This window comes from Lonepinella koalarum (assembly GCF_004565475.1).
Classification (GTDB): Bacteria; Pseudomonadota; Gammaproteobacteria; order Enterobacterales; family Pasteurellaceae; genus Lonepinella; species Lonepinella koalarum.
In genome coordinates, this window is the sequence record NZ_SRHX01000004.1 from 194,688 (window position 1) to 206,609 (window position 11,922).

The 11,922-nt window shown below is 38.3% G+C and carries 13 protein-coding genes; 2 read left to right on the top strand and 11 right to left on the bottom strand.

Going from position 1 to position 11,922, the window contains the following annotated elements; all coding sequences use genetic code 11:
• Positions 1–6: 6 nt before the first annotated feature.
• The 3 genes from cpdA to E0709_RS07075 all read right to left on the bottom strand — a co-directional run bounded on the left by cpdA (position 7) and on the right by E0709_RS07075 (position 2,311).
• Positions 7–828 (bottom strand): 3',5'-cyclic-AMP phosphodiesterase, encoded by an 822-nt coding sequence (gene cpdA, locus E0709_RS07065; protein WP_132302162.1) that lies wholly within the window; start codon positions 826–828, stop codon positions 7–9.
• Positions 829–857: 29 nt separating this feature from the next.
• Positions 858–1,478, bottom strand: a complete 621-nt coding sequence (gene nudF, locus E0709_RS07070) for an ADP-ribose diphosphatase (RefSeq protein ID WP_132302163.1) — start codon at positions 1,476–1,478, stop codon at positions 858–860.
• 116 nt (positions 1,479–1,594) lie between these two features.
• Positions 1,595–2,311, bottom strand: a complete 717-nt coding sequence (locus E0709_RS07075) for a 4'-phosphopantetheinyl transferase family protein (protein ID WP_132302164.1) — start codon at positions 2,309–2,311, stop codon at positions 1,595–1,597.
• Positions 2,312–2,556: 245 nt separating this feature from the next.
• Here E0709_RS07075 and E0709_RS07080 point away from each other — a divergent pair, with 245 nt between their 5' ends.
• The gene (locus tag E0709_RS07080) at positions 2,557–2,829 is read left to right on the top strand and encodes a BrnT family toxin (RefSeq protein WP_132302165.1); all 273 of its coding nucleotides are present in this window, start codon (positions 2,557–2,559) and stop codon (positions 2,827–2,829) included.
• Complete coding sequence (locus E0709_RS07085) at positions 2,792–3,085, top strand: BrnA antitoxin family protein (protein WP_132302166.1); 294 nt, start codon at positions 2,792–2,794, stop codon at positions 3,083–3,085. Before E0709_RS07080 ends, E0709_RS07085 begins: the two co-directional genes overlap by 38 nt.
• 55 nt (positions 3,086–3,140) lie before the next feature.
• On the opposite strand, the gene htpG is transcribed toward E0709_RS07085, so the two are convergent.
• The 8 genes from htpG to ppiD all read right to left on the bottom strand — a co-directional run bounded on the left by htpG (position 3,141) and on the right by ppiD (position 11,904).
• Positions 3,141–5,021 carry a molecular chaperone HtpG gene (gene htpG, locus E0709_RS07090; RefSeq protein ID WP_132302167.1) on the bottom strand — a complete coding sequence of 627 codons (1,881 nt, stop codon included), beginning with the start codon at positions 5,019–5,021 and terminating at the stop codon, positions 3,141–3,143.
• A 167-nt stretch (positions 5,022–5,188) separates the two neighbouring features.
• Positions 5,189–5,740: an opacity family porin gene (locus E0709_RS07095; protein WP_132302168.1), complete on the bottom strand. Its 552-nt coding sequence runs from the start codon at positions 5,738–5,740 to the stop codon at positions 5,189–5,191.
• A gap of 90 nt (positions 5,741–5,830) precedes the next feature.
• Positions 5,831–6,328: a SprT family zinc-dependent metalloprotease gene (locus E0709_RS07100; RefSeq protein WP_132302169.1), complete on the bottom strand. Its 498-nt coding sequence runs from the start codon at positions 6,326–6,328 to the stop codon at positions 5,831–5,833.
• 72 nt (positions 6,329–6,400) lie between these two features.
• Complete coding sequence (gene frr, locus E0709_RS07105) at positions 6,401–6,958, bottom strand: ribosome recycling factor (RefSeq protein WP_132302170.1); 558 nt, start codon at positions 6,956–6,958, stop codon at positions 6,401–6,403.
• Positions 6,959–7,026: 68 nt separating this feature from the next.
• Complete coding sequence (pyrH, locus tag E0709_RS07110; RefSeq protein ID WP_132302171.1) at positions 7,027–7,743, bottom strand: UMP kinase; 717 nt, start codon at positions 7,741–7,743, stop codon at positions 7,027–7,029.
• A 287-nt stretch (positions 7,744–8,030) separates the two neighbouring features.
• Positions 8,031–8,885 carry a translation elongation factor Ts gene (gene tsf / locus E0709_RS07115; protein ID WP_132302172.1) on the bottom strand — a complete coding sequence of 285 codons (855 nt, stop codon included), beginning with the start codon at positions 8,883–8,885 and terminating at the stop codon, positions 8,031–8,033.
• 152 nt (positions 8,886–9,037) lie between these two features.
• Complete coding sequence (gene rpsB / locus E0709_RS07120) at positions 9,038–9,769, bottom strand: 30S ribosomal protein S2 (RefSeq protein WP_132302173.1); 732 nt, start codon at positions 9,767–9,769, stop codon at positions 9,038–9,040.
• A 263-nt stretch (positions 9,770–10,032) separates the two neighbouring features.
• Positions 10,033–11,904: a peptidylprolyl isomerase gene (gene ppiD / locus E0709_RS07125; protein WP_132302174.1), complete on the bottom strand. Its 1,872-nt coding sequence runs from the start codon at positions 11,902–11,904 to the stop codon at positions 10,033–10,035.
• Between the last annotated feature and the right edge of the window lie 18 nt (positions 11,905–11,922).

Here is an 11,922-nt window from a genome sequence, read left to right on the forward strand (position 1 = left end):
CAATCGTTAATAGCCTAATTCATGCATATTCGGCAAAAATTTTGCTTGTTGAATACGATGAACTTGGGTTTCTATTGTACCATCTGGCATTAAACTAATCTCTCGCCATGCCGGTTGTAAGGTATCCAATGTAAACACATTATTATCCGGTTTAAATTGTACGCCAGTCGCCGGTGTACACATTAATTGATAGCCATTCCATTGTGCATCCACTTGTTGATGAATATGACCATGCAAAATGCCCCTGACATTTTCGTATTTCTGTAAAATATGCAATAATTCATGTGCATTACGTAAATTATGCTGATCCAACCAAACGGAATTTGTCGAAAGCAGATGATGATGCAACACAATTAAAGAATAATATTCTTGATATTCTTGCAATTTCTCATCTAACCAGTCTAATTGATACTGGCTCAGTTCGCCATGTGGCACACCGTAAACCTGACTATCCAATAATAAAACCTGCCATTTATCCCCTAATAATAAATGCTTATCTGCATAAATATAAGATTGTTGAGCAAATACCTTTCGCATAACGGGCTGAAAATCATGATTGCCCGGAATCCAGTACACGGGTTTTCCCAATGGATGAATAATATGACAGAAATTTAAATAACCCTCTTCACTACTGTCTTGTACTAAATCACCCGTAGCTAACACAAATTGATAATCTGTTTCCGACTGTTGAATTTCATTTACCACTTGTCGAAAACTGTTATAAGTATTAATGCCTAATAATTCGCCGGTTTTTTCTTTAAATAGATGTGGATCAGTAATTTGAATAAAACGAATCTGTTCATCATCTCGATTGATGCATTCTACCATGATTACAATCCCCTTAAACGTCTAAACTATCACCATTGTTGTTGCAAATTAAGGTAATTTAACTGCAACCATTGTAATCCTATAACGGCAATACCGTTGTCAATTTTACCTTGTTGCAACCATTGATAAGCCGTTTCTCGGCTCACTACATGTACTTTTATATCTTCATTTTCATCCGCTAATCCATGTAAGCCTGTGGCCTTGCTACTGTCTACTTTGCCAGCGAATAAATGAATTCGTTCAATCACACCGCCCGGACTATCCCAAACGCTCAAAGCATGTTGTAAATGGGTAATTTCTACTCCCGCTTCTTCTTGACTTTCTCGCAATGCCACGGTTTCAGGACTTTCCCCCTCTTCCACCATGCCAGCAATCAACTCTAATAACCAAGGTGAATTCGGTAATGCTGGGTTATAAGCTCCGATGCGAACCTGTTCTACTAATACAACGCTATCTCGCTCAGGATCATAGGCAATGACAGCAGATGCGGCGCCTTTGACTAATAATTCTCGTGTCACAATGCCACTGGTTCCACCGGCAAATAATTTATGTCGGAATTGAATTTTTTTAAGTTTAAAGAAACCCTTATATAACAAGGTTTCATTCACAATCTCAATATCATTTTGGGTAAATTGATTAATGTTAGGCATAATACGGCTTCCTAATCTTATAAAATTAAACTTGCATTAGCATACTAAAAAAATAAAATAATGTTTCAATTTTTTTTTAATTATTTGAACTAGGTCACAAAAAATTTTTATTTTGATTAATTAACCGTATAAATTAGGACATTTTTTAACTGATTTTGATGTAAGCGATTTTCTTGCCAGCAAAAATATTGCGCATTTTGCACCGCACTTTGCTCGGCAAAAACGGCTAAATAGAAAGGTAACTCGGAACTAAAGGTTAATTGTCCTTGTGGACAATAGGCGGAATGCAAAGTTTTAGCCACAGGATCGTGCTGTACTTCACTCAATTTTACAATCCCCACACCTTGAGATTTTAAAATAGCTTCTCGCAAACACCAAATACGATAAAAGGCTTGTTCTGCATTGAGCTGTCGAGTAAACCAGTGCTGTTCATCAGGTGATGCAAAATGCTGTAAAAGTGCGGTGTAATTTCGTTTTTTTTTGGAACATTCTATATCAATTCCCACCGCACATTTTTCATCTTTTGCTACATTTAACACCACCGCCACCCAATCCCCAGAATGGCTAATATTAAAATCAATATTGTCTATAGGAAATTGCGGACGACCGCTTGCTGTATGATAAATTTGCCCCAAAAGTGCGGTGTTAATTTCCGCTTTTTGGGCTAATGTCCACAATAAAAAGTGCGCAAGTTGACGACAACGATGGCGTTGTTGTACGCGCAAATTGCTATTTTTAGTTAACAAACGGAGCTTTTCAGGAACAAGCGCCAAAGGCATCTTCCCCAAAGGGAAAGATTGTTGGATATTGGCGTAGGCAATGAGTGTTGTCATAATCGTATAATCTAAAAAATTGTTGTAAATATACAATAATAAGGTCTGAATGTACAATTCAAGTACAACAACATAGTAAATTAACTCATGCTTAAATTTATCGCTTATTTTTGTGATCTTCATTCCAAAAACCGAGGTAAAACATAGCAGGATATTATCAATACAGGTAAGCTCCCTATTATTTTCTAAGTTTGACATACCTCTTTTTTGTACGTACAATTATTAAACAACTTGTGAGCATTCAAATGTTAATTAGCTATGATGAGAATAAGCGAATAACCAATATCACTAAGCACAGCATCGACTTTGTTGGCTGTGAAGTAATTTTTGATCATCCCATGCTTACCATAGAAGATAAAAGGCTTTTTTATGGTGAGCAACGGCTACAAAGTTATGGCATATTGCACCATCAAGTTGTATTTATGGTTTGGGTTGACAGAGAAGTCCCTCATATTATTTCAATCAGACAGGCGGACAAATATGAAACAAGAAAATTTATCAATACCATTTATCAATAAAAAATCCCTGCTTGCCAACGCTCCCGAAACCGTTGCAAAAGATGATTCAGAGCAAGTATTTGATTGGGATAATGCGGTGGTGAGTTCAGATTTACATGATCTCAGGGAAAAATTAGGGCGACCACGTTTAGCCAATCCGAAAAAATCGGTCACGATTCGTCTTGATAATAGTATCCTGCAATACTTCAAAGCCACAGGTAAAGGGTGGCAAACTCGTATGAACAGTGCTTTGCTTGAATGGATTGCATCACATTAAGAAACATAAGGGGAACGATGAAAGTTCCCCTTAGCATGAGTGTTAAAAATTAATCCTATTTTAATAAACCATTCATTCGCTTAATAAACGCGGTTGGATTTTCCAACGTTCCCCGTTCCGCAAACATCGCTTGTTCGAGCAATAATTCGACCCAGTTAGCAAATTCGCTTTCGTCTGTCAGATCAGCGACTTTTTTCACTAAACTATGCTCAGGATTCAGCTCAAAAGTGTATTTCACTTCTGGCACAGGCTGACCGCTCATGGCAAAAAGTTTTGCCATTTGGGTGGTCATTTGATCGTTATCCGTAGATACAACCGCTGGTGTATCGGTCAAACGGTGGGTTAAACGCACGTCTTTAACACGTTCGCCCAATAAGGTTTTGACACGCTCCACAAACGAACCTAGCTCTTTTTCCGCTGCTTTTTGGCTGTCATCTTGTTTATCTGCCAAATCGCCTAAATCCAAATCCGCTTTAGTGATCGGCTGTAATGGCTTACTGTCAAATTCGGTTAAATAGCTGAGCATCCATTCATCAATACGATCGGAAAGCAACAACACTTCAATGTCTTTTTTGTTGAATAATTCCAAATGCGGACTATTTTTCGCTGCGGTATAGCTGTCTGCGGTGATGTAGTAAATGGCTTTTTGCCCGTCTTTCATTCGACTGATATAGTCTTCAAAAGATACATTTTGCTCAGAACTGTCCGTTTTGCTCGAAGCGAAGCGGTAAAGTTTCGCAATCTGCTCTTTGTTGGCAAAATCTTCTGCCACACCCTCTTTTAACACTAAGCCAAATTCTTTCCAGAAAGCAAGATATTTTTCATTATCGTCTTTGGCTAATTTTTCCAACATTTGTAACGAACGTTTGGTCAAGGCTTTACGCAATGCTGCCGTGGTTTTGTTATCTTGCAAAATTTCACGAGAAACGTTTAATGGCAAATCGTTGCTGTCTAACAAGCCTTTCATAAAACGCAAGTAATTCGGCATAAACACTTCCGCATCGTCCATAATAAACACGCGTTGTACATAGAGTTTCAAACCGTGTTTTTGCTCACGGTTAAATAAATCCCACGGGGCTTTGCTTGGCACATAAAGCAGGCTGGTATATTCTTGATTTCCCTCTACTTTATTGTGTTGCCATAACAATGGATCGGCAAAATCGTGGCTTAAATGTTTATAAAATTCCTTATATTCGTCATCAGAAATTTCACCTTTGGATCTTGTCCACAAGGCTTGGGCTTTGTTGATTTTTTCCCATTTTACACCCGTTTCTTTGCCCTCATCATCATATTCTTTGGCAAGAATTTCCACTGGTAAGCCAATATGATCGGAATATTTGCCGATAATCTCACGTAATCGCCAATCGTTTAAAAATTCTTTTTCATCTTCACGCAAGAATAAAGTAATTTCTGTACCACGTTGTTTTTTCTCAATATCTTCAACGGTGTATTCGCCCTCACCATTTGAGATCCAAAGCACGCCATTTTCCGCAGGCTCACCTGCCGCACGGCTACGCACTTCCACTTTGTCTGCCACAATAAAAGCCGAATAGAAACCGACCCCAAATTGCCCGATGAGTTGGCTATTTTTCGCTTGATCTTGCCCAAGTGCGGTTAAAAATTCTTTGGTGCCTGATTTTGCCACCGTACCGAGATTATCAATAATCTGCTCACGATTCATCCCAATCCCATTATCGCTAATGGTCAAGGTGCCTTTGCTTTCATCAAATTTAATGCGAACATGCAAATCGCCATCGCCCTCATAAAGCTCTGGTGCTGATAGGGCCTTAAAGCGTAATTTATCGGCGGCATCAGAGGCATTGGAAATTAACTCACGTAAGAAGATTTCTTTATTTGAATAAAGTGAGTGAATCATCAGATGCAATAATTGTTTCATTTCCGATTGAAAGCCACGAGTTTCTTGATTTTTGCTCATTTTATTTTCCTTAAATTGAATTAGTGAATAAAGTATGGGTAAATAGATTAGGTTAAAAATGTAAATTTCAAGTTTTAAGACAAGAAAAAGTTAAAATGTAGGATACAAAAAACCCCGCACTTACGTACGGGGTTAAGCATATTACGCCACGCTGTGGCTAAGAAAAATTAGAAGTTGTAACGAAGACCAACTTTGGCTCCGTAATTGTTTACTTTGGTATCATTAAATGAACCTAAACGATTGTATTCAATGCCACCATTTACGACCCAGTTTGCATCTAACTTATATTGACCACCCACAATTGCGCCATAACCAAATTTGGTTTGTGTTTTACTGTCAAAATTCGCCCCTGAATTATTATCAATTTTAAACACATTTGAAGCTAAACGCACACCGACATAAGGTTTAATTTCAGTGTTAATGTCAACATCATAAAGGGCAGAAAAACCAATGCCATAGATTTTAGCCGAAGTATGATTCATGTTATTGGTTGTCCCGCTGAATTTACCATGATGAGTATAATCTACCGCCAAACGAAAATCGCTAAAATCATAACCTAGGCTAACGCGTGGCTCGAATTTACTTTCATCTAAATCAGAGTAAGACGTAAATTTGTCTTTTGCATAGCCTAAGTCCCCTTGCGCATACCAGTTGCTAGCGCTTGCAGAAGTGGCTACGGCTAAAATGCCAATCATCATTGCTAATGTTGTTTTTTTCATAGTAATACCCCTTTGTAATGAAAAGAAAATATCTTCTTAGTATAACCTGATAAAAAATATAAATCATCAATTCTACCCAAAAAGGTGATATTAATCACAGAATTCTAATTTCCCGCCACAAAATTTACAAAAATACACCGCACTTTCTCGCATCATTTTATGATGTCGGCGTTGGCTAAGCTGATGAATTTGACAACCACAATCATAAGCATAGGTTTTCCCCTGTACTGATTGCACATCAAATTGATGACAGGTATCTGCGGGTAAGTGAAATAAATTTTGCATCAATCCTTGCCATTCTTTACCATGTGGTTTAACGCGACCAAAGAGTTGATACACTAATAAATGGGCTAATTCATGGGGAACAACTTGGTGGATAAATTCGTTGGGGTTTTCCAGTAATAAAGTGCGGTTTAATTTGATTAAGTTTTGTTGCAGATAGGCAACGCCTGCTTTTAAACCACGAACATCATAGCTCACTGCTGGCTTAGGAAATTGCCGTTGAAAATGGGTTTCCGCCAGTTGTAAACAAGCTGACAAACGGCGTTGCACTTGCATTTTGAGAGAACGAAATTGATCGTTTTGCATAGGTTATGTCGTAGGGTACAGACCGTTATGTCCGCCCCTACATGCATCTAACTGTATTTAAGTTAAATATCTCTAAAAATCCAATAATTCTTTTTCTTTATCGGCTAACACTTCATCCACTTTTTTAATGAAACTATCAGTGATTTTTTGGATTTCTTCTTCTGCTTTACGTTGATCGTTTTCGCTGATTTCTTTGTCTTTTAACAAGGCTTTGATTTTATCGTTAGCGTCACGGCGAACATTACGAATTGCCACTTTACCTTGTTCCCCTTCGCTTTTGACTAATTTAATTAAATCACGACGACGTTCTTCGGTTAACGGAGGTAATGGCACACGAATGGTGGTGCCAGCAGAAGATGGGTTTAAACCTAAATCAGAGGTTAAAATCGCTTTTTCCACTGCTTGAATTAAAGAACGATCAAAAACCGTTACCGCAAGCGTACGAGCATCTTCTGCTACCACGTTAGCTAATTGACGTAACGGTGTAGCTGAACCGTAGTATTCCACTTGAATCGCATCTAACAAAGAGGGTTGAGCTCGTCCCGTACGGATTTTTGCAATATGCCCTTTTAAGGCTTCAAGGCTTTTTTCCATACGATCTTGGGTGTCTTTTTTAATTTCGTTAATCATTGTTTTTCCTTTAATTTAATAAAATTTTACCGCACTTATAAATAATATGATACTTAATCTAAAATAACTTAACCAGAGATTGTGGTCCCTTCACTTTCACCTAAAATCACTTGACGTAATGCTCCTGATTTCCCCATATTAAATACCCGAATTGGAATACCATGGTCACGAGCAAGAGTAAAGGCGGCTAAATCCATTACTTGTAATTCTTTCTCAATCACTTGTGCAAAAGTGAGTTTTTGGAATAATTTGGCATTTGGATTTTTCGCAGGATCGCTGTCATACACACCATCTACTTTAGTGGCTTTCAATACCACATCAGCTTCAATTTCAATACCACGTAAACAAGCGGCGGAATCGGTGGTAAAAAATGGACTACCTGTGCCTGCAGAGAAAATCACTACACGTTTTTCACGTAACATTTTGATCGCTTCAGACCAGTTATAAGTATCGCAAATACCATTAAGTTGGAAAGCCGACATCAATTTCGCATTAACATCAGCACGGTGTAACGCATCACGCATTGCCAAGCCGTTCATCACAGTTGCCAACATACCCATATGGTCGCCGACGACACGGTTCATACCAGCTTTAGCAAGCTTTGCCCCGCGAAATAAGTTACCACCACCTAACACGACCCCCACTTCGACGCCCATTTCGACTAACTCTTTGATTTCAATTGCCATTCTATCTAAAATAGAAGGATCAATACCAAAGCCTTCATCACCTTGTAATGCTTCACCACTTAATTTAAGTAAAATACGTTTATAAATTGGCTTGCTCATTTTTCTATCCCTTAAGATCTCCACATAAAATGCTTGCTATTATAAAGCAACATTGCTTATCAGGAAATAGGCATAGCAGATCTATTTGAAATTCGTTGGAATCAGCAGTTATGGATGTTTCATTTAAAAAAGAATATATTTTTATCAATCCGAGCCGTAAAATACTACCCTGAAAGACAGTGTTTTACGGCTCGGATTGATAAAAAATCTGTATTCCAAGAAACTAAAATAAAAAATCTAGAACTTGAAATACAGATGATAAAAATCAGCTAACTTAATCGATCAAATTAAGCGTTTCCGCCAGTGATTTTAGCCACTTCAGCCGCAAAATCTTCTTCTTTTTTCTCAATACCTTCACCCACTTCTAAACGAATGAAGTTAGTCACTGTCGCACCAGCGGCTTTTAAGAAATCGCCCACTGATTGTGATGGATCCATAACAAACGGTTGACCTGTTAATGATACTTCGCCAGTGAATTTTTTCATACGACCTTCAACCATTTTTTCTGCGATTTCACGTGGTTTACCAGATTGCATAGCGATATCTACTTGAATTTCACGTTCGTGAGCAACCACTGCCGCAGGTACATCTTCAGGATTAACGAAGTCAGGACGGCTTGCCGCTACGTGCATTGCCACTTTTTTCAATAATTCTTCATTAGCGTTTTGACCTGCAACTAATACACCGATTTTCGCACCGTGTAAGTATGAACCGATTTCTGTGCCTTCTAAGAATTGAACACGGCGAACCGTCATGTTTTCACCGATTTTTGCTACTAATGCAGCACGTTTTTCTTCGAAGTGTTTAGCTAAATCTTCGATTGAAATACCTTTGTTAGCTACAGCATAGTCAGCCACTTCATTGGCTAAACCTAGGAAACCAGCATCTTTTGCGACGAAGTCAGTTTCACAGTTCATTTCAACTAATACACCAAAACCTGCACCGATACGAGCAAGAATAACGCCTTCTGCTGCAATACGACCTGCTTTCTTAGCCGCTTTTGCTTGACCAGATTTACGCATATTGTCGATCGCTAATTCGATGTCACCGTTCGCTTCAACTAATGCTTTTTTACATTCCATCATACCTGCACCAGTACGATCACGAAGTTCTTTTACTAATGATGCTGTAATTTCAGCCATTTCTATTGTCCTCTAAATATTCTTGAATGGAAAGACGATGTTCAAAAATAGTTCAAAAAACACCGCACTTTTGGGAATTTGTTAAAACAGGGAACATTTGCCCCCTGTTTTAGTTACTGTTTTATAAGGGGCTTACACCTTATTTATGCAAATTACTCTGCAACCGCTTCTTCTTCAGCGAATTTTTCTTCCACTGTGATTTCAGCTTGACGACCTTCTTTAATCGCAGCTGCAGCCGCAGTTAAATATAATTGAATCGCACGAGTGGCATCATCATTACCCGGAATGATGAAATCAACGCCGTCTGGCGTTGCGTTAGTATCTACTACAGCAAATACTGGAATACCTAAGTTGTTCGCTTCTTTAACCGCAATATGTTCATAGTCTGCACCAATAACGAAAACCGCATCTGGGAGACCCGCCATATCTTTGATACCGCCAAGACTTAATTCCAATTTTTGCATTTCACGAGTACGATCTAATGCTTCTTTTTTGGTTAATTTATCAAATGTACCATCTTGAGATTGAGTTTCGAAATCTTTTAAACGTTTAATTGATTGACGAACGGTTTTCCAGTTAGTCAACATACCACCTAACCAGCGGTGATTAACGTAATATTGTTGACAGTCTAATGCTGCGGCTTGAACTGCTTCGCTTGCTGCACGTTTGGTACCAACGAATAAGATTTTGCCGTTGTTGCTTGCGATGCGAGTTAATTCAGCTAATGCTTCATTGAATAACGGAAGGGTTTTTTCAAGATTTACGATATGAACGCCGTTACGAGCACCGAAAATGAATGGTTTCATTTTTGGATTCCAGTAACGAGTTTGGTGACCGAAATGTACGCCTGCGTTAATCATTTCACGCATTGAAACTTGTGCCATAATATTTTCCTTTTAATTGGGGTTGAGCCTCCACATATTCAGCAAACCGACCGTTTGGCACCCCGATTTACCTATATAATATGTGTGTGTATTGTTAATAAAAAATAATGCTATTTTGTTTCCTTGATAACAAGGGCAAAAAGAGCGGTGCAATTTATACCATAAATTGCGATCAAAAACTAGCTAATTTTGGCAAAATTAGCAAAATAAAAGCCTATTGCATTCATAATGATGTAATAGGCTTAAAACAACTTGAAAAATAATTATTCCGATTGTTGTTTCATAAAATCTTCATTAATCTCGATTTTTGCTTTGGCACGTAGGGATTTCAGTAAGTTCACTTGCAAATCTGTGGCTTTGTTATGCTCCACTTGTAAATCAAATTGATGACGAACTGCTTCTTCAATATTTGCATTTTCAATCTTATCTAACACCACAATCACCACATCGCCACTGTTAGTTTTAGCGGCTTGATAAGCCTTTTTACCGTCTTCTGCTTTCATGGCAAAAATCACATCATTCAAAGCAGGATCTTTATTTTCGGCATACAGCCAAGTTTGTTCGGTGCCAAATTTTACATTATCCGGTAATGTATCTGTTTCCGATAACCCTTTAACTAGACTTTCCGCTTGAGCGAAGACGGCTTTTTCCGCTTTTTGACGTTTTAAGAAAGTTGTAATTTCCGCTTTCGCTTCGTCTAAACTTTTTGTGCCTTGTGCTTTATGATCTAACACCCGAACCACAATAGAATGCTGTTCACCGACATTCATCGGTTCAGAATTTACATTACCTTGCGACACATCACCATCAAAAATCGCATTAACCACTGATGGAAAATTCAACTCTTTTGGTAACGCATTGCGTGGGAAATAATCGGTTTCTTTAATTTCCGCACCAACCACAGCGGCGGCAGAGGCTAATGATGTTTGATCTTCAAAGGCTTTTTCTGCGACTTTTTTCTCCATCGTATAGAATTGGGTGTTTAGCAATTCTTGACGAACTTGAGCGATAACCTTATCTTTCACCTGCTCTAACGGTAGCACGACAGCTTCTTTACGATCGTTCACTTTCACAATATAATAATTGTCATCTACTTTAATCGGTGTACTGTATTGACCCACTTCGACTAAAGTTGCTGCATCTTCAAAATCTTTTGGTAAATCACCATTATTTAACCAACCTAAATCACCGCCTTTTTCGGCAGATAATTTATCACTGGATTTTGTTTTGGCTAATTCCGCAAAATCTGCACCATTTCGTAGGGCTTCATATACATCCAGTGCCTCTTTTTCATTCGGTAATTGAATATAGGCTAAATGGTGCTGAGCTTTAGTGCTAAATTGATCTTTATTGTCTTGATAATATTGTTGAATTGCCGTATCAGTAACCGTCACATTTTTTTCCGCTACAGCTTTAGTTAAATCAATATATTGCACTTTGACTAATTCCGGTACGATAAAAGCAGATTTATTCGCATTATAATGATCAGCAATTTCTTGTTCTGTGACAGCTTGCTTATCTAACTCATCGGCTAACGGTAAACGAGCCAAACGCACTTGACGTTGTTGGAAGAATAATTGAGCAAATTCATTTTGCGTTTTTGGCATTAAAAACTCGGTTTCTATCAAACCACTTTGCAATTGCTCTAAACGCAGTGCTTCACGTAAATATTGTGCGTACATATCCGCGTTCATACCGTTGTTACGCAATACTTGTTGATAAGCATCTTGACTAAATTTGCCATCAATTTGGAACATTGGTGTTCTGACAATTTCTTGCTTAATACGTTCATCACTGACGGTTAAATTTAAATCATTCACATATTGCGTTAATAATTGCTGATCAATCAAACGATTCAATACCGTACTTCTTAAGCCTTGACTAAATTCTGGCGTGTCTGCGACAGCGGCAAATTCTGCCCCCAGTTGGTTACTGATACGTTGATATTCATCATTATATTGTTGTTGGAATTGATGCTGAGAAACTTCTTCGCCATTCACTTTCACCGCCGAAGTATCCACACTTGCACCAAGATAGCCATACATACCAGTAATAACGAATGAAATGGCGATGACTGCCAGAATCGCTTTTGCCACACCACTATTTGATGCGTTGTGCATTTTTTCCATGAACATGGGCGTTAATCCTATTGT